The organism is Kocuria marina (assembly GCF_000786655.1).
GTDB lineage: Bacteria > Actinomycetota > Actinomycetes > Actinomycetales > Micrococcaceae > Kocuria > Kocuria marina_A.
The window spans coordinates 155,542-173,396 of sequence record NZ_JROM01000045.1; the positions used below are offsets into that span (position 1 = coordinate 155,542).

The 17,855-nt window shown below is 69.5% G+C and carries 21 protein-coding genes; 4 read left to right on the forward strand and 17 right to left on the reverse strand.

What is annotated here, in order from left to right; all coding sequences use genetic code 11:
• Nucleotides 1-2 precede the first annotated feature (2 nt).
• On the reverse strand, nucleotides 3-644 hold the full coding sequence (locus tag AS25_RS10670) for an anthranilate synthase component II (RefSeq protein ID WP_035964973.1): 642 nt from the start codon (nucleotides 642-644) through the stop codon (nucleotides 3-5).
• A gap of 189 nt (nucleotides 645-833) precedes the next feature.
• Between AS25_RS10670 and AS25_RS14940 the strand changes: the two genes are divergently transcribed.
• Nucleotides 834-1,589 (forward strand): cell division protein CrgA, encoded by a 756-nt coding sequence (locus AS25_RS14940; RefSeq protein WP_172644442.1) that lies wholly within the window; start codon nucleotides 834-836, stop codon nucleotides 1,587-1,589.
• Between the two features lie 40 nt (nucleotides 1,590-1,629).
• Complete coding sequence (locus AS25_RS10680; RefSeq protein WP_035964976.1) at nucleotides 1,630-1,881, forward strand: hypothetical protein; 252 nt, start codon at nucleotides 1,630-1,632, stop codon at nucleotides 1,879-1,881.
• A 111-nt stretch (nucleotides 1,882-1,992) separates the two neighbouring features.
• On the opposite strand, the gene AS25_RS10685 is transcribed toward AS25_RS10680, so the two are convergent.
• From AS25_RS10685 to AS25_RS10700, 4 genes are all read right to left on the reverse strand, one after another.
• Complete coding sequence (locus tag AS25_RS10685; protein WP_035964978.1) at nucleotides 1,993-2,547, reverse strand: YceI family protein; 555 nt, start codon at nucleotides 2,545-2,547, stop codon at nucleotides 1,993-1,995.
• 152 nt (nucleotides 2,548-2,699) lie between these two features.
• Nucleotides 2,700-3,359, reverse strand: a complete 660-nt coding sequence (locus tag AS25_RS10690) for a flavin reductase family protein (RefSeq protein WP_172644443.1) — start codon at nucleotides 3,357-3,359, stop codon at nucleotides 2,700-2,702.
• 221 nt (nucleotides 3,360-3,580) lie between these two features.
• The gene (locus AS25_RS10695; protein WP_035964979.1) at nucleotides 3,581-4,108 is read right to left on the reverse strand and encodes a flavin reductase family protein; all 528 of its coding nucleotides are present in this window, start codon (nucleotides 4,106-4,108) and stop codon (nucleotides 3,581-3,583) included.
• Between the two features lie 185 nt (nucleotides 4,109-4,293).
• Complete coding sequence (locus AS25_RS10700) at nucleotides 4,294-5,010, reverse strand: alpha-ketoglutarate-dependent dioxygenase AlkB family protein (protein WP_035964980.1); 717 nt, start codon at nucleotides 5,008-5,010, stop codon at nucleotides 4,294-4,296.
• A gap of 281 nt (nucleotides 5,011-5,291) precedes the next feature.
• Here AS25_RS10700 and AS25_RS10705 point away from each other — a divergent pair, with 281 nt between their 5' ends.
• Nucleotides 5,292-6,269, forward strand: a complete 978-nt coding sequence (locus AS25_RS10705) for an LLM class flavin-dependent oxidoreductase (protein WP_035964981.1) — start codon at nucleotides 5,292-5,294, stop codon at nucleotides 6,267-6,269.
• Between the two features lie 165 nt (nucleotides 6,270-6,434).
• Here AS25_RS10705 and AS25_RS10710 read toward each other — a convergent pair whose 3' ends face one another.
• The 12 genes from AS25_RS10710 to AS25_RS10765 all read right to left on the reverse strand — a co-directional run bounded on the left by AS25_RS10710 (nucleotide 6,435) and on the right by AS25_RS10765 (nucleotide 16,543).
• Nucleotides 6,435-7,250, reverse strand: a complete 816-nt coding sequence (locus AS25_RS10710; protein ID WP_052160913.1) for an alpha/beta fold hydrolase — start codon at nucleotides 7,248-7,250, stop codon at nucleotides 6,435-6,437.
• A 140-nt stretch (nucleotides 7,251-7,390) separates the two neighbouring features.
• On the reverse strand, nucleotides 7,391-8,104 hold the full coding sequence (locus AS25_RS10715; protein ID WP_035964983.1) for a hypothetical protein: 714 nt from the start codon (nucleotides 8,102-8,104) through the stop codon (nucleotides 7,391-7,393).
• Nucleotides 8,104-9,039 carry an ATP-binding cassette domain-containing protein gene (locus tag AS25_RS10720; protein WP_035964984.1) on the reverse strand — a complete coding sequence of 312 codons (936 nt, stop codon included), beginning with the start codon at nucleotides 9,037-9,039 and terminating at the stop codon, nucleotides 8,104-8,106. Before AS25_RS10720 ends, AS25_RS10715 begins: the two co-directional genes overlap by 1 nt.
• Complete coding sequence (locus AS25_RS10725; RefSeq protein ID WP_035964985.1) at nucleotides 9,036-9,398, reverse strand: GntR family transcriptional regulator; 363 nt, start codon at nucleotides 9,396-9,398, stop codon at nucleotides 9,036-9,038. Before AS25_RS10725 ends, AS25_RS10720 begins: the two co-directional genes overlap by 4 nt.
• Nucleotides 9,399-9,547: 149 nt before the next feature.
• On the reverse strand, nucleotides 9,548-10,423 hold the full coding sequence (locus AS25_RS10730) for a prenyltransferase (RefSeq protein ID WP_035964986.1): 876 nt from the start codon (nucleotides 10,421-10,423) through the stop codon (nucleotides 9,548-9,550).
• The gene (locus tag AS25_RS10735) at nucleotides 10,413-10,814 is read right to left on the reverse strand and encodes a lycopene cyclase domain-containing protein (protein WP_084118153.1); all 402 of its coding nucleotides are present in this window, start codon (nucleotides 10,812-10,814) and stop codon (nucleotides 10,413-10,415) included. The genes AS25_RS10730 and AS25_RS10735 overlap by 11 nt, the downstream gene beginning before the upstream one ends.
• Complete coding sequence (locus tag AS25_RS10740) at nucleotides 10,811-11,176, reverse strand: lycopene cyclase domain-containing protein (protein ID WP_035964987.1); 366 nt, start codon at nucleotides 11,174-11,176, stop codon at nucleotides 10,811-10,813. Before AS25_RS10740 ends, AS25_RS10735 begins: the two co-directional genes overlap by 4 nt.
• A complete protein-coding gene (crtI, locus tag AS25_RS10745) occupies nucleotides 11,176-12,804 on the reverse strand; it encodes a phytoene desaturase family protein (protein WP_035964988.1) in 1,629 nt (542 codons plus the stop codon). Before crtI ends, AS25_RS10740 begins: the two co-directional genes overlap by 1 nt.
• Entirely contained in the window at nucleotides 12,801-13,700 is a 900-nt protein-coding gene (locus tag AS25_RS10750; protein WP_052160914.1) for a phytoene/squalene synthase family protein, read from the reverse strand. The genes crtI and AS25_RS10750 overlap by 4 nt, the downstream gene beginning before the upstream one ends.
• Before the next feature lie 11 nt (nucleotides 13,701-13,711).
• Nucleotides 13,712-14,998, reverse strand: coding sequence for a polyprenyl synthetase family protein (locus tag AS25_RS10755; protein WP_052160915.1), 1,287 nt, complete (start codon nucleotides 14,996-14,998; stop codon nucleotides 13,712-13,714).
• Nucleotides 14,995-15,501, reverse strand: a complete 507-nt coding sequence (locus AS25_RS10760) for a MarR family winged helix-turn-helix transcriptional regulator (protein ID WP_052160916.1) — start codon at nucleotides 15,499-15,501, stop codon at nucleotides 14,995-14,997. Before AS25_RS10760 ends, AS25_RS10755 begins: the two co-directional genes overlap by 4 nt.
• A gap of 172 nt (nucleotides 15,502-15,673) precedes the next feature.
• Nucleotides 15,674-16,543 (reverse strand): fructosamine kinase family protein, encoded by an 870-nt coding sequence (locus tag AS25_RS10765; RefSeq protein WP_035964990.1) that lies wholly within the window; start codon nucleotides 16,541-16,543, stop codon nucleotides 15,674-15,676.
• Between the two features lie 415 nt (nucleotides 16,544-16,958).
• On the opposite strand from AS25_RS10765, the gene AS25_RS15460 reads away from it, so the two are divergent.
• Nucleotides 16,959-17,855: a thermonuclease family protein gene (locus AS25_RS15460; protein ID WP_052160917.1), complete on the forward strand. Its 897-nt coding sequence runs from the start codon at nucleotides 16,959-16,961 to the stop codon at nucleotides 17,853-17,855.

Here is a 17,855-nt window from a genome sequence, read left to right on the forward strand (position 1 = left end):
TCTCAGGCGGTCATGAGCGGGGACAACCCCGCGGCCGCCGCGGCGGCACCGTGCTGGCCCACTTCCTCGAGCCAGTTGCCGAGCATGAGGTAGCCACCCTCCGTGAGCACGGACTCGGGGTGGAACTGCACACCGTGCAGCGGGGCGGAGCGGTGCTTGAGACCCATGACCACCTGCCCGTCCTCGGTGGTCGCGGTGACCTCGAGGCAGTCCGGGACGGTGTCCGCGGCCACGGCGAGCGAGTGGTACCGGGTCGCGGTGAACGGGGACGGGACCGAGGCGAAGACGCTGTCCCCGTGGTGCACCAACTGGGACGTCTTGCCGTGCATGAGCTGTTGGGCGTGGCCCACGCGAGCGCCGTAGACCTCACCGAGCGCCTGGTGGCCCAGGCACACGCCGAGCAACGGGGTCTTCGTGTGCTCCGCCCAGCGGATCAGGTCCGCGCACACGCCGGCGTCCGCGGGGGCACCGGGGCCGGGGGACAGCAGGACACCCTGGTGCTCACCGGCGAGAGCAGTGGCGGCGGCGACGTCCAGGTCGTCGTTGCGCACCACGGTGGTCTGGGCCCCCAATTGCTGCAGATACCCCACCAAGGTGTAGACAAAGCTGTCGTAGTTATCCACGACGAGAATCTTCACAGACACTCAAGAACTCCTGCGCGTTCACCAATTGACAGAACTCGCGCCAGTCTACGCCCGCGCGGGCGGATAGACTGAACGCCGATCTCGCGGCAGGAACCGGTCCCCGCCGCACCCGCGGGCCGTCACGGCCGCGAACCCACCCCCGGGCCACGCCCGGACGTGGTGCCCACGCAGCAGGAGGAAAGAACGCCAGTGTCTGAGCCCAAGAAGCGCTTCGGTCGATCCCGTAAGTCGCAGGACGACACACAGGACTTCGCCCTCACGGAACGGGACCGCGAACTCGCCGCCCTCGCGGCGGAGATCCTCCCCCGCAACAGCGCCGCCGCGTCCTTCGAGCGTTCTGCCGCGCGTAAGTCCGGGTCCTCGGCCGTCTCGACCAAGGATGCGGCGACCGACCACGGTCTCGCTGACGACGCCGCTGCGCCCGGTACCGGGGATGCGTCCGGTGACACGGCTGCGCCCGCCGGGAAGACGGCGTCCGGCGGTAAAGGCCGGGCGGGGAAGAAGCGGGCGGCCGCGGCATCCGTGTCCGCTTCCGGGACCGCCGTGGCCGACGAATCCGGCATGAAGGGGGCCCGGGCCGGTACGTCCGGAGCGGACGCATCCGGCGAGGCCGGGCCCACCGACGAGCCGGGCGTCGGCACGTCCGATACGAGCGAGGACGCGGAGACGCCCGCGGCGCGCAAGAAGCTGCAGCGGGACGAGCGACGTCGTGCGGCGAAGGCCGCCAAGGCGGAGAAGCGCGAGCGCCGGTCCACCGACTACCAGCCCACGCCGCTGTGGTACAAGGTGGTCATGATCGGGTTGATGATCCTGGGGCTGCTGTGGATCATCACCTACTACCTGTTCCAGGGCATGGTGCCCATCCCCGGGATCAGCGTGTGGAATCTGGTGATCGGGCTCGGGTTCATGCTGGCGGGGCTCATCATGACCACCAGATGGCGTTGACCCTGCCACCGATCCGCACTCGCGCCCCGCAGGAGGCCTTGTGAACACTTCCCCTCGCACCCCGTCACCCGATGACGGGCGGGACGCCGGGCCCTCCGACCGGAACCTCCCGGACAACGACGGCGCTCCGGGGCCCCTGTCCGAGGCGTCGTCGCGCCGTGGCGCGAACGAACCCCGCCGTGAGGGGCACCGGATCAACCCCGCGCGCATGGAGGTGCGGGTGCGGCGCATCGCGCTCGTGGGACTCGTGCTCGTGCCGTTGATCTACTTCATCGTGCAGTCGTTGCGCTAGCCGCGCTCCTGCCCCGCGCAACGCCAGTGCCCCACCGGTCGGACAACCGGTGGGGCACTGTTCACGCGGGGAGCGGGTCGCTCGGTCGCGAGATGCTCGGATGCGGGTCGCTCAGTTGGCGGACTCCGGAGCGGTGAACTCCACGTCCAGGTCGATGCGCACCTTGTCGGAGACCATGACCCCGCCGGCCTCGAGGGCGGCGTTCCAGGTCACGTTGAACTCCTTGCGGGAGATCGAGGTGGAGGCGGTGAAGCCCGCGCGAGTGGTGCCGAAGGCGTCCACGGCCACGCCGTTGAACTCGGCGTCCAGTTTCACGGGCTTGGTCACACCACGCAGGGTGAGCTCGCCGGTCACGGTGCCCTCACCGTCGTTGAGTTCCAGGCCGGTGATCTTGTAGGTCATCTGCGGGTGGTTCTCCACGTCGAAGAACTCGGCCGAGCGCACGTGGTTGTCGCGGGTCTCGTTCTTGGTGTCCACGGAGTTCATCCCCACAACCACCTGGCCGTTGCACTGCGAGGTGTCCTCGGCCACGTTGAGTTCACCGGAGACGTCGCTGAACACACCGCGCACCTTGGAGATACCGGCGTGGCGGACGGAGAACGCGACCTCCGTGTGGGCGGGGTCCAGGGTCCAGGTTCCGGGGGTCATACCTTCGAGCGTGGTCATTCGTTCTTCCTTGGCATCGGGCGGGCCGTCGTCGAGCGGCCCAATTGGTTGCTTCGGAAACTAATTTACGACCCGATTCGTGATGCGTCAACCTCTTCCGGAGAAAACTTTGGGTGAACAGCGTCACACGCGGTACGGCGAATGTCCGCCCGTCAGAGGTGCAGGTCCAGCACCGAGCTGTTGCTGAGGCCGTGGAACTGCCGCTGGTGGTACACGAGCGGGCTGCCCGAGCCCTCCTCGCCCAGGACCTCCACGACGGCGGCGTTGAACACGAGCGCCGGCCCGGCCTTGATCCGGGCGAGCGGGATGGCCCGCAGCACGCGGCGCACCCCGAGCAAGCGGGGCTCGCCTGTGGGCAGCGTGGTCCACTCCATGTCGTCCCCGAAACGGGGTGCACCCGAAATGGCGAAGGAACGTGCGAGTTCCACGTTGTCCGAATCCAGGAAGTGCACCACGAAGGAATCGGCCGTGGCCACCACGGCCGCCGAACCGCGCTTGGCCTGCAGCGAGAAACCGAGGATCGGGGGGTCGGCGGAGATGGAGGAGACGGAGGACGCCGTGAGGCCCACGGGACCTTCCGGCCCGGCGACCGTGATGATCGCGATGCCCGCGGGGTGCTGGCCGAACGCGGACTTGAACCCTTCCGTCAGGCGCGGATCACTGTGCAGCGCCTCCGTGGGCGCCACGAGGTCCACGGCGTGCGCGGCGACCCGTTCGGCCTCACCCCCGGATGCCGGGACACCGTCCAACCCCTGATCGGGGTCGGGGGTCTCGGGATCTGCTGAGGTGTTCTGGCTGACGCGGTCCGGCATGGTGGGTCCTCTCACACGGCTGTGTTCCCGGATCGGCGGTCCGGCCGCCGTTATCCGGACAGGCTAAATCCTGCCAGGCATCTCATGTCCAACACATGGTTTCGTAGTCCACATTCTGGGCCACACGGCGCAATGAGACGTCACATTGGGGGACACCACCGCTGCGCCCCGTGCGGCGAGCGATCCCCCACTTCTCACCGTACGCCCACCCGCGGCCGGGATCACCCGATGCTCTTGTACTCCCTCGCGAAGTGGATCAGAGGACGGTCCGCGGCACCCGCGTCCACCCCTCGGCCCATGGCCGTGACACGCCCCACGACCACCAGGTGGGTTGCCGCGGTGTGGGTGGACACGGTGTCCAGCTCGAACCAGCTCAGGCACCCGTCGATCACGGGTGTCCCCGTGCGCTCGGTGCGGTGGAACGGGACGGTGTCCAGCAGTCCGTCCACGGGGTTGCCGGGACTCGCGAGCCAATTCGCCACGGAGCGCTGATCCGCGTTCAGCAACGACAGGGTCCAGGACCCGGTGCTCTCCACGGCCTCGCACATCCGCCCCATGTCGTACAGGCACACGAGCATGGTGGGCGGGTCGTAGGAGACGTCCGCGAACGCCGTGACGGTGATCGCGTGGTCCTTGCCCCGGTAGCGCGAGCACACCACGCCCACCCCCACCGCGTGATCGGCGGCCAGGGTGCGGTAACGCTCCACCTGCACGTCCGTGGGGCGTGGGTCCAGGGTCTCGTTCTGCATGACCCCAGTGTGTCATCGCACCCGTCGCGGCCCCGAGTCCGAGCGGGGCGCAAGGCCCTCCGGGGCCGGCAGGGCCTCGGCCTTCGAGTCTCTGCGGGGCCCCAACCCTCATGTGCCGGCAGGGGCTTCAGTCCTCGCGTCCGAGCAGGGCGCCGGCCCTCATGTGCTGGCAGGCGGGGTCACTCTCAGCCCGTCAGCGCTCGCCGCTGCCCACCCGTCATGCGCAGTGTGATGTTCAGCCGGCCCCCGTTCTTCAACCCCAGGTGCATACCACCCGTCCCGGGGAACACTTTGGGCACGCCGTGGAACGCGTACCGGGAGGGTCCGCCGAACACGAACAGGTCCCCCGAGCGCAGTTCCACGTCCCGGTACGGAGCCGTGCGGGTCTCGGTGTTGCCGAAGCGGAACACGCACGTGTCCCCCAGGGACAGGGACACGATGGGCGCGGCCGAGAACTCGTCCTTGTCCTGGTGCATCCCCATGTGCGCGGCGCCGTCGTAGTAGTTGACCAGCGCGGAGTCGGGCACGAAACCGCGCACGACGTCCTCGACTTCGGGGACGCCCACATCCCCCGCGTCCACCATCCCGTACGCGTCCGCCACGGCCCGCGCACCCAGGTCCACGAGCCAGTCCGGCAGGGCCGCTACCTCCGCTCCCCCGGTGGCGCCGTAGCGGTAGGGGGTCCGATTCGCGCCGAGCATGACCGACTGCACGGACATCCGACCGCCGCCCGGCATCACCTGGTGACGCATGGGGGCCGAGCGCACCCAGTCACGGCACGCGGCCACGAGATCGCGCTGCCGGGCGACGGGCAGCCAATCGGGAACGTGCACGGCCCCGGGCGCGAGCACGGCGGGCTCGCGGGGGACGGGGAACAGCTCGGTGACCTCGTACTCGGCCATGCCCGTGAGCCTATGACCGACCCCCGACACCCACAACGCACTCCGCCCGGTACCGGCTGGGACGATCCGAGCAGGGCGCCCCGAGAACTGAACCGGCAAGTCCGGGTCCGGTGGTGGCCCCGAGTCCGCCGGTAGGCGCTCCTTCATCCCGCTCCCCCGCTCATCCCCTCCCACCCCGGGCAACCCGTTCAGCACACCCGGGAGAGCAGCGGCCCGCGGAATATCGGGCCCCGTGAGCCCGTTATTCCTACAGCAAGTTTTCTCTGGAAAGGGTTTCATTCATGGCACTGCCCCTATCGGTCATCGACTTCGCCACCGTGCGCGAGAACCAATCGGTGGGTGAGAGTTTCGCGGATTCCGTGACCCTTGCTCAGCACGCGGAGCGGTTGGGATACACGCGGGTCTGGTACGCGGAGCACCACAACATGCCCACGATCGCGTCCTCCGCACCGGCAGTGTTGATCGCCCACGTGGCCGCGCACACGGAACGCATCCGGCTCGGTTCGGGCGGCGTCATGCTGCCCAATCACTCCCCGCTCACGATCGCGGAACACTTCGGCACCCTCGCGGAGCTGCATCCCGGCCGGATCGACCTGGGGCTCGGCCGCGCTCCCGGGACGGATCCGCGTACGCTGCGGGCGCTGCGTCGTTCCCCCGAATCCGCCGAGAGCTTCCCCCAGGACGTCAAGGAACTGCGGGGCTACCTGACCGGCAACTCACTCATCCCGGGCGTGCAGGCGATGCCGGGTGCGGGGACCGACGTGCCGCTGACCATCCTGGGCTCGTCCCTGTTCGGGGCCCAGCTGGCCGCGGCCTACGGGCTGCCCTATGCGTTCGCATCGCACTTCGCGCCGGACGCCCTCGTGGACGCCGTGGCCGCGTACCGGTCCCAGTTCCAGCCGTCCGAACAGCTCGCGGAGCCGTACGTGATCGCCGCGGTGAACGTGATCATCTCCGAGGACGCGCAGGACGCCGCCCGTCAGCTGGAAGCGACCCAGCGCTCCCGGGTCAAGGCCATGGTGGGCCGCGGCCGGGAGTTCACGGACGAGGAGATGGACATGGTCATGGCCTCCCCCGCTGCCGCCCAGATCCTGCACATGATCAGCTACACCGGCGCGGGCACCCCGGACATGGTGGTGGACTACCTGCACCGGTTCGCAGAACACGCTGATGCGGACGAGCTGATGATCTCCCCCACCGCCACGCGTCAGGCGGACGTCCTGAAGGCCATGGAGTTGCTCGCGAACAACTGGAACTGAGCGCCGGGCATCCCCGGGCCGGCGACCCCCGGCGGTTGCTGAGACCCTCGCATACATATATGTGCCGAAAGGACCAGGGATTCCTGGTTTCGCCGGTCCTTTCGCAGCACAGATGTTCGGGCCCCGGAACGGGTTCCACGCGGGAACCGTTCCGGGCCCGCCCGGTCAGGCGAGGCGCGCGAGGAAGGCGCCCAGAGCGGCGTCGTACTCCGAGGGGTTCTCCATGTTGGGCGTATGCCCGCTCGCGGGGACCACCGCGAGCTCACCGTGGCGCAGCAGCTCGCTCATGGCCTGGCCCGCGCCGTTGTCGAATGCGTCCGAATCCCCCACGATCACGAGCGCGGGCTTGTCCCACGCGCGCAGCGTCTCGGTGAAGTCGTTGCGTTCGGCCCGCCCGCGCATGGCCGCGGTGGAGCCCTCGAGCGGGGCGGTCCGGATCATCTCGCGCACGCGCTCGGCGACCTCCGGCAGGCGCTCCACGTTCTCCTCCGCGATCATCTTGGACAGCACGTTCTGCGCGTAGGTCTCCATGCCGTCCCGCACGATCCCGTCCGCCGCCACATGACGACGACGCCGCCCCGCCGCGTCCTCGGACGTGGGCACCGTGTCGTTGATGATCAGCGCGCTCACCCGTTCGGGGTACGACGCGGCGATCTGCATGGCCACCTGCCCGGACATCGAGAAGCCCAACAGGATCACGGTCTCCAGGCCGAGCTCGTCCAGCAGCGCGACGATGTCCGCGGCGAACTCCTCGGTGTACACGATCCCCTCGGTGACCCGGGACTCGCCGAACCCGCGCAGGTCCGGGGCGATCACGCGCCAACCCTGCTCCGCGAGAGTCGTGATCTGCCCGTCCCACATGGAGCGGTCGTACGCGTGGCCGTGCAGCAGCACGACGGACTCGCCCCGGCCCTCGTCCGTGTAGGCCAGCTCGGTGTCGTTGACGTGAGCGGTGTGCGTGGTGAATGTCGATCGGCTCATGGGGCCATGATGTCAGGTGGGGTGGGCCCGGGAGCGGGTGATGTCAGGGATGCAGTCCACGCACCGCCCGCACGACACGGCCCGCACACGACGACGTCGCCCACCTCCGGGAAGGGAGCGAGCGGCGTCGTACCGGGAGCTCAGATCTCCGCGTACCGCACCACCGCGCGGCTCGCGAGACCGGCGATCAGTGTGACGACCACGAGGCCAAGCGGGATGCCCCACCGTCCGAGCTCGCTCGCGAGGTCCAACCACAAGTCCGGCCAGGCCACGATCGCGGCGAGCAGACCCAGTGCCACGAGCACCACGGCCACGATCGAGATCACGGTCCAGATCACCCCGGCCGCGCGGTAGATCCCGCCGAAACTCATGCCCGCGAAGAGGCTCATGAGACTCAGCAGGAACAATGTCACGGCCACGATCAGGGGGTTGCCGTCACCCAGGGCTTGAATGGTGAGGAAACTGATCCCCAGCCCGAACCCGGTCGCGGCCTCCGCGGCCAGAATCACGAGACCCGCGGCCGCGACCACCAGGGACGTGATCATGAAACCCATGGCCGTGCCCGCCCAGAAGTTCCGGCGGGTGCTGCCGAACGCGAGCGCGCCGGCGAAACCCCGGTTGGCGGTCAGCGCGCCGTGGGAGATCAGGAAGCCCGGGAGGGCCCAGAACACGGCCAGGTTGGCTTGGAATCCGTCCTGGACCGGCTGCGGTAGGGGCAGACCGGTGCGGATGCCGATGATCAGCCCGATCACGACCGTGAGGATCGCGACCAGGACCAGGATGGCCGGGGCCACCACGAAGGAGTTGAGTCGGTTGGTCAGGTACAGCGCAAGGTTCCGGCGGGCGTACTGCATCACACACTCATTTCTGCGTCGTCGGTGCCGCGCATGCCCCGCGCGGCCACGAGTTCCTGCAAGGTGACGGGTTCCAACGAGACATTGGCGGCGTCCGCGCGGCGCCGGTCCTCAGCGGTCGCGGTGCCGTCCACGGTGACGGAGAGGATGTTGCCGAGTCGGTACTCGCGCAGGACCCTGCGAGCGCCCACGACGTCCCGGACCACGGGTTCGAGTCCGCGCAGCACGAACGCGCTGTCCCGGGCGTCGTCGATGTCCGCGTCCACCGTGACCCGGCCGTCCTCGATCATGACCACGTTCTCGAGCAGGTCGGACACCTCGTCGATCAGGTGCGTGGAGAGGATCACGGTGCGCGGGTGTTCGGCCATGGCGCGGGCGAACTCCTCGTAGAACAGAGCGCGGTGCCCGGGGTCGAGCCCCAGGTACGGCTCGTCCATGAAGGTGTACGGCGCCCGCGCGGCCAGCGAGATGACGATCGCCAGCGCGCTGCGCTGCCCGCGGGAGAGCTTGGTGGTGCGCGTGCTCATCGGCAGCTTGAACCGGGGCGCCAGGCGCTCGGCCAGGTCGGTGTCCCACGTGGGGTAGAACGTGGGCAGGATGCGCAGCAGGGAGGCCGGGGTGTCGTCGTCGTGGAACTTCTGGTCCTCGTGGACGAAGCACGTGCGTTCGAGCAACCGCGCGTTCTCCCGCGGATCCTCACCGTCGATCAGCACCTCACCGGAGCTGCGGAACGTGTGATTGAGGATCACGGACATCAGCGTGGTCTTGCCCACGCCGTTGGCCCCGAGCAGCCCGTGCACCCGATCGGGCGCGAAATCCACGGTGATGTCCCGCAGCACGTGCTTCTTGCCGAAGGACTTGTTCAGGTTCCTGATCCGGATCCCCTGCCCCGGCGCGCTCTCGCGGTAATCCGTGTGTCGTACGGGAGAACTCATGGCGAGACCTTTCTGATGAGTGCGACCATGTCGTCGAGTGTGAGTCCGAGCCTCCGGGCCTCGGCCACGGCGGGTTGGATGAAGTCTTCATGGAACGCCTCCCGGCGCTGCGCTCGCAGGATGTCCGGGCCATCCGCGGCCACGAACGTCCCGATCCCACGACGCCGCTCCACGACTCCCTGATCCACCAACCGTCCCAGCGCCTTCCCGGCCGTTGCGGGGTTGATGCGGTAGAACGCGGCGAGTTCGTTGGTGGATGGCACCGCGGAATCCACCGGGTAGTTGCCCTGGAGGATGTCGTCCGCGATCTGATCGGCCAGGACCATGAAGATCGGGCGACCGTCTTGTCTGGGTGTCATGGAGAACTTTCAGCTCCTTGGTTCATTACTTTACTAATTAACCATATAACCGGTGAGGCGGTCAAGGGTTCACGGATCGGATCAGGACGAGAACGACGACGCCGCCCGCCCCCGTGAGGGGACGAGCGGCGTCGGGCGACCGGCCGGGGTCAGACCGGGCGCACCGCGGCCCACCAGATGAGCAGCATGGTCACCAGGAAACCGGTGAGGTAGTTCAGCCACAGGAAGGTCTTCCATCCCGCGTTGGCCCGCCCGGAATCGGTGTCCGTGACACCGCTGAAGCGCAGCACGTTGAGCAGGTACGGCACCGCGAGCAGTGCGGCGAGCTGGCCTGGCCACTCGGTGAACATCATGAGCCCACCCGCCAGGGCGTACAGCAGCGCGGCCACCCACACTGTGGGCCGGGCCCCGAGCACCGTGGCCACGGACGCGAGTCCGCCCTCCCGGTCCGGGACCACGTCCTGGACCGCGCCGAACATCTGGGAGGCCATGCCCCACAGGAAGAACCCGATGAGCAGCGCCCACAGTCCCGGTGTGAACGTGGCGCCCGCCAGCGTCAGGCCGTAGACCGCGGGCGAGACGAAGTGGGTGGCACTCGTCATGGCGTCCACGAACGGGCGTTCCTTGAACCGCAGCCCGGCCCACGAGTACGCCACCACGGCGAACAGCGACACCGCGAGCACCGCGATGGACAGCCAGTTGCCCGTGACCACCGCGTAGCCCACGAGCACCAGGACGAAGGGCACCGGGACCAGGCACGAGGCCAGCAACACGGGGCGTTGCGCGGCACGGTCCACCACGGCACCCTCCACACCGCCCTTGCGGGGATTGCGCAGATCGGACTCGTAGTCGAAGACGTCGTTGATGCCGTACATGGCCAGGTTGTAGGGCACCAAGAAGAACACCGTGCCGAGCACCACGAGCCACCACGGGATGCCCCTGGTCAGCAGCACCGCCGCGGTGAACGGGTACGCGGTGTTCACCCAGCTCAGGGGGCGCGAGGCCCAGAAGAGCTTACTCAGCACGGACTCCCCTTTCCTCAGCCTCCGGCGTTCGGGCACCGCGAGCGCCGCGCCCGTCGCCGGCACGGCGTTCGTCGCGGGCACTACGTTCTTGGCGGGCACCACCGAGCAACAACCACAGCGCCGGCAACAGGAGCACTCCCGCGAACGGGTACGCGAAGTCCTCGAGCGGGGCCAGCCCGATCTGCACGCCGGAGATGTTGTGTTCCGTGTACGTCATGATCCCCGCGGCGATCATGAGGTTGTCGAAGATCGCGGTGAGCACCACGAGCAGCACGAAGGACGCCACCAGGGATCCCCAGAACAGCCCCCGCGGTCGTCGCACGAGCACCGCCACGAGCAGCACCAGCGCCGCGATGCCCAGGAAGATGAAGTTCACGCTCCAGTACGTCACGCTCCGTGGCCTCCTCGCAGTTCGGACGACGCCGCCGCGGTGCCCCGTCGGTCGCGCAGCCACCGCCACAGCACGGGTGCCCCGAGCACATAGATCATGGTCTGGTAGCACAGGAAGGCCAGGAAGAAGACCTCTTCGAGGGGCAGTTCGGGGGCCACGAAGATCCCCAGGGTCAGCGAATTCTCGCCGTGCCAGAACAGTCCGTTGACGATCCCCACAACGTCCCACGCGAGGAAGAACAGGACCCCCACGACGAGCACGAGCCACGCCCGCAGTTTGTGCCCCGACCAGAAGTAGAGGTTCCACCGCCGGTCGATCAGCGCGTAGCACCCCAGGAACACGAGCAGCATGAGCAAATACATCAGGACACCCCGCTGTCCTCGCGGATGGCGTCCCACACCACCTGGGATGAGATCAAGCACATGGGCACGCCGATCCCCGGGCGCACCGAGGACCCCGCGTAGAACAGGCCCCGGATCCCGGGATCGGTCACACCGGGGCGCAGCATCGCTGACTGACCGAGCGTGTGACCGGGGCCCAGGAGGGAACCGCGCCACGCGTTGAACTGGGCGACGAAGTCCCCCGGCCCGTACGTGCGCCGCACCACGACCCGGGACTCGAGATCCGGGATCTTCGCCCAGCGGGCCAGTTGCGCCACGGCCGCGTCCGCGACCCGCTCGACCTGTTCCGAACCCGGTTCGTGGCGTTCCGGCGTGCTGATCCCGCCGCGACCCCACTCGGGGACGGCCGGTGCGGGCACCAGGATGAAGAGGTTCTCGTCCCCCTCGGGCGCAGTGGCGGGGTCCGTGGCCGACGTCATGGACACGTAGATCGAGGTCTCCTCCGCGAGCTCCCGCCCGGTACCGATGCGCGCGAAGTTGTCGTCCCAGTCCGCCGTGAACAGCAGGTTGTGGTGGGCCAATTGCGGCAATTTCCCCCGCACGCCCAGGCACACGAGCACCCCGGACGGCCCCGGGTCCCGGCGCTTCCACCGCGATTCCGGGGCCCGGTACCGCTCGGGCAGCAACCTGGTCTGGATGTGGTGCAGGTCCGTGGCACCCACCACGAGATCGGCGGGCACGGTGGTCTCCGCACCGTCGGCCGCCGTCCGCGGCGCATTCGAGGCCGATGACGTCGCACGGTAACGTACGCCGCGCACGGAGCCGGCCGAGCGACGTCGTGAACGGGCGGCAGCCACCTGGGAACGCACGGAGCGCGGTGCCCGCTCGACGTCGATCCCCGTGACGGTCGCCCCGGTCACGATCTCGACCCCGGCCGCGCGCACCAGCTCGGCCATCGCGTCCACGAGCGCGCTGAACCCACCCACGGGGTACTGCACTCCGTCCGTGAGATCGAGGTGACTCATGAGGTGGTACATGGCCGGAGCACTCGAGGGCGAGGCGCCCAGGAACACCGCGGGGTACCCCAGGATCTGGCGTTCCCGCGGATCGGTGAACCGCTGGTCGATGTAGCCCTTCATGGACCGGGTCAGCAGTGTGCCGAGCCGCGGGAGGTTCTTGAGCACCTGCGGGGTCATGAGCTCACGGGGGTGCGCGAAATCCGTGTAGAGAAAGTACTTCTTGGCGAGCTCGTAGACCTCCGCGCCGGAGTCCAGGTACATGCGCAGCGCACGGGAGGATCCCGGGTCCAGTTGCTCGAACAGTTCCTCCGCGTGCCCGCTGACCACGTCCGTGGGTGGCTCGTCCAGGTGCTCCTCGAAGAACGTGCGGTAGCCCGGGCTCAGGGTGCGCAGGTCCAGTTCTGCTGCGGCGCTGGAGCCCATGAGCCGGAACCACCGGTCGATGACCTCCGGCATGAGGTACCAGCTGGGGCCGGTGTCGAACGAGAAGCCCTCCGCGGACCACCGCCCGGAGCGCCCGCCCAGGATGTCCTGTTGTTCCAGCAGGGTCACGCGGTGCCCGTCCTGTGCGAGCAGCCCCGCCGTGGCCAGGCCCGCGAAACCGCCGCCGATCACCACCGTCCGTGTCATCGTGTCACCACCGAATCCGAGAGGGAGCGCGCCGCGATCCGCAGTTTCACCGCGGTGGGCACGCTGATGCGTTGCCGTGTCAGTTCCCCGGCGGGGACGCGTTCGATCCGCCGGGACAGTTCCGCGAACAACCCGTGCGCGATCAGCACCGCGCGGCGAGCGCGCCGGTCCAGGGCCAGGATCCCGGGCATCGCGGCGTCGAGATCCGCATTGAGGTCCGCGAGCAGCTGCGCCTTCTGCGTCTCGTCCAGGTGGGCGGGGTCCGCGCCCGGGAAGTACGTGCGACCGAGCTGGTCGTGGTCCGCCCCGAGGTCACGCAGGAAGTTCACCTTCTGGAAGGCCGCCCCGAGCCGGCGGGCCGTGGCCCGCAGCATGTCCCGCTGCTCAGGGGTGTCCGCCCGTGTGCCGGGCATGTCCATGAACACCTCGAGGCACATGAGTCCCACGACCTCCGCGGAACCGTAGATGTAGGACTCCAGCGACGCGCCGTCGTGCTCGGCGACGTCCAGGTCAGCGCGCATGGACGCGAAGAACGGTTCGGTCAGCTCCCGCCCGAAACCGTGACGGCGGGCGACGTCCGCGAAACCGTGGATCACCAGGTCCGTGGCGAACCCCGTGGCCAGGGCCGAGTTCACGGCCGCCTCGTACTCGTCCAGGGCGGTGCGCACACGGGCGGCTTCGAGGCCCGCGGCGCCCGCGGTGCCGTCCACGACCTCGTCCGCGACGCGCACGAGCGCGTAGATCCCCGCGATGTCCCGGCGCACGGCGGGCGGCAGGGTGCGGCACGCCAGCGAGAAGGAGGTGGAGTACCGGCCGATGACCGACCCGGAGGCCGCGAGGGCCGTGGCGGTGTACAGGCGAAGCGACGCGAGGGGCGGCGCGTCCGAATCCGGCATGGGGGTCCTCACTACGAGTGTCTGTTCAGGACGTGGTGGCACAGCGCGTCGAGCTGATCGCGCTGCGCCGCGGGCAGGGGCAGTTCGTCCAGGGTGGTCCGGGCGCGGTCCACGAGATCCGTGGCCAGTTCCACGGCCACGTCCTTGGCGCCGGAGGCCGTGAGCGCTTCCCGCGCGTGATGCACCGTGGTGCGTTCCGCCGCGAGGTCCCCGAGCACCCGGCGGACCGTGGGGACCCCCATCCCGTGGGCGGTGAGCACGGTGGCCTTGCCCGAACGCAGATCCGCGTCCACCGATTTGCCGGTCAACCCCGGGTCCCCGAACGTCCCCAGGACGTCGTCCACCACCTGGTACCCCACGCCCAGCATAGCGCCGGCCTGGGCCAGCCGCTCCGCGACGTCCGCGGGAGCACCCGCGAGCAGTGCGCCGGCCCGCAGCGGGGCCTCGAACGAATACGTGGCGGTCTTGAGCCGCTCCATGTCCAGGATGTCCTGCACCCCGGGGTGCTCGGCGCCGAAGCGATGCAGGGACAACAGCACGTCATCCAGCTCCCCGGCCGCGGAGGCGGTCACGGCGTCGAACACCACGTCCGCCACGGCGCGACACCGCGCGAGGTCCGATGCGCACGTGGTCGCGAGCCGCAGTGCCCCCGCCAACAACAGGTCCCCCGCGAGGATCGCCGCCGAGGCCCCCGCGTGTTCCGCTTCGTGCTCGGGTGCGCCGGCGCGGGCCGCGTCACGGCGGAACAGCTCTCCCACCGTGGGCATGCCCCGGCGCAGCCAGTCGCGGTCCACCACGTCGTCGTGGACCAGCAGGGCCGCGTGCAGCATCTCGAACGACGCCGCCAGGCGCACGCACTCGGGGTCCGGCACCTCTGTCTCCCGGTCGCCCGCCGTGTGGTTCCCGTCCCCGGCCGCATCGCGCACACCCGGCGTCTCCGCGGCATCCCCGGCGTCCGGCGCGACGAGCGGGTCAGGCGCGCTCGATCCATCCCCCGCGCCCCCGGCGAAGGAGGACCACGCGATCCACGTCAGTCGCGGCCGGATGAGCTTGCCGCCCACCATGTGCTCGCGCACCCGCTCCCACAGCACCCCGAAACCCGGGCTCGTGGGAACTCGATTCGCGGGGGCCGCGAAGAACGCGTCCAGCTCTTCCCCCACGGCGGTGCGGAAACGGCACCAGGCGGCGTCGTCGACGGGGGCGACACTCGGGGAGGCCCCAGGATCGGCAACGGACGGGATCCCGGGAGCCGCTCGGTGCGAGTCACGGGACCGGGCGGTGCGTACGCGTTCGGTCATGACCCACCCGCCCCGGGATCGTCCTGGGACGCCTGGTCCGCGCGCCCGCACAAGTCTTCCAAGTACTCCTCCAGACGGGACGCGGTACCGCTCAGGAACCGGAGGACGGCCTCACGCCCGGGCTCATCCAGTGCGTCGACCTCGTCCTCGACCATCCCGATTACCGGCACGACGTGCTCCCGGGTCCGCTCCCTGGACGAGGTCACCGCGCGCACAGTCATCCGGCGTCGATCCCCCTCCACGGGCTCCCGGACCACGTGACCCGCGCGCACCAGTCGATCCACCACCGCGGTCGCGGAGGCCGTGGTGATGTGCAGCGCGTGAGCCAGTTCGGTGGGCCCCATGGAATGGACTATGAGCATGGCCATGGCCGCGTAATCGGTTTCCTTGAGCCCCAGGATGCGGCGGATCTCGGAGGCGATCTCCGCGTTGAGCACGACCACCCGGCGCAGCGCACGCGACTGCGGGCTCACCGGCCCGTACCACGTTGCACTGCTTTCCATCGCGTCCCTCGCGTTGTGGATAACTAGACAATCTAGTAAACATCATGCTGCACGTGCGGGGGACGTGTCCAACCATGTCACACGGGTGGAACACCTCGTCCGCACCTGCCTCGTAGCGGGCATCGGCACGAGAACACCGTGTCCTCAGCGGGTGACGGCCGCGCCCGCAACGTCACATCAGATTGCGCAGCGCCCGCATGACCGCCCCGCCGTAACCACCGTCGAACCTGATCGCGTGCACCAGCAGCGGGGGCAACTGGTACCACGGCACCCGGTCGTGCCAGCCGTCCGCGAGGGGGTAGGCGTCGTCGTACGCCGCGAAGCATTCCCGCCCGAAACCGCCGAAGAGCTGCATCATGGCCAGGTCGTACTCGCGGTGTCCGTAGAACGAGGACGGATCGATGAGCCAGTTCGTCCCGTTGCGATCCACCACGCGGTTGCCGGCCCACAGGTCACCGTGCAGCAGGCTCGGGGGTTCGGGCGGGCCCGCGAGTTCGTCCGCTCGCGGCGCCAAGCGCGCCAGCAGGTCCGACGCCGCGGGGTCCAGGTGTCCCGCGTCGATCGCCGCGCGCAGCAACGGTTCGATGCGGCGGTGCAACAGGAAGTCGGCCCAGTCGTCGGTGGGCGTGAGATCCACCGGGAACGAGCCGATGCGTTCCGGCAGCTCCGCCGAGAGCCACCCGACGTGCGGGGCTCGCGCGCGGTGGATGGCCGCGAGACCGGTTCCCATGCTGCATTCCGTCGCCCGGTCCTGCCGCCCGGGGCCCTCGTCGATCCACTCGAGCACCAGGGCCTCATCGCCCACGTGATGCACCCTGGGCACGCGCACCTCCGCGGGGGCGACGGCGCGCAGCGCCTCGAGTCCCGCCGCCTCCAATGCCAACACGCCCGCGGGTGCACCCGGCATGGTCTTGGCGAACAAAGGCCCGTCCGGGGTCTCGAGGCGGTAGGCGTGGGCGGTGTCCCCACCGCTCACGGGGCGGGCATCACTCACGTGCAGGTCCGCGACGATCTCACCGGGAAGCTCATCGATGGTGGCCATGTTCCCTGTCTACACCATGCCGTGCAGCGCACCGCCCCGCGCCCGGTATCCCGCGTGCACCCCGCCGTGATCCGGCGCCCGCGTGCATCCCGCCGCCCGACGCCCAGCTCCGCTTCGCCCCCTCTGCTTTTACTGAGCTAAAGCAGTTCTGAGGCACCCCCAGGTGCTTTTACTCCACTAGGAATCACGTGACGCGACACGGATCGCCGGTCCCGGGAGGGTGAACACCCTCTGGCACAATAACGTCGTTGCAAATGCACCGACATGATGCCGGGTGCTTCCTCCGAGACCCGGGACCGCGATGCCTGCCGAAACCGTTCACCACCCTGCCCGCACCACGAGCCGCCGCCGGTGGGCAGCCGGCCCGAGAAGTTGCCGGGCCGCCGGCCCGAGAACCCGTGCGAGCGCCGTCGTCATGGCGAGCTTGTTCGCCCTGACCGCGTGCGGCGGCAATGCGGAGTCCGCGCCCACCCCGGACGACTCGGTGGCCACGGTCGAACGTGTGGTGGACGGGGACACCCTGGACGCCACGATCGCCGGGAAGTCCACGCGGGTGCGGCTGCTGAACATCAACACCCCGGAGGTCGCGCGGGACGGTGAGCCCGGTGAGTGCCTCGCCGACGAGGCCACGGCCGAGCTCGAGGAACTGTTGCCCAAGGGCACAGCGATCCACCTGGACTACGACGTGGAACGCACGGACCGCTACGGCCGCACCCTCGCCCGAGTGACCCGCGACGACGACGGGTTGAACGTCAACCAGGCGCTCGTGAAGGCGGGCCTGGCGACACCCATGACCGTGGGTGCCAACACCACGTACCGGCGAGAGATGGACAGCGCGTACAACGTGGCCCAGGCCATGCAGGTCGGTTTCTTCGACCCGGAGCAGAATTGCGCGCCCCCGGGGGAATCCGCATCCCCCAGCACCACGACTCCGAGCGCCGCGAGCCCGAGCGCGACGCCGAGTCCCACCCCGTCCGCCACGCCCACGCCCACGCCGACGCTCGAGGCGCCTCCCGCGGTCGTGGAGGACGAGGTCGCCGTGGGCGATCCGGCACCCCAGCCGAATCCCGCTCCGCAGCCGAACTACAACTACAACCCGGCCCCCGCGCAACCCGCGGCACCCCAGGTCCCGGCCGCTCCGCGGGTACCCGCTGCCCCGCAGCTGCCGGCGACACCCCACGTGCCCCCGGCTCCCGCGGCACCGCGCCCGCCCGCCCCGGCCCCGCCGGCCCCCAAGAATGACGGCGGCTACCCCGGTTACACCGGCCCCCGGTGCTACGAGCCGGGAGGCAAGGTCTGGCACCCGTGCTGA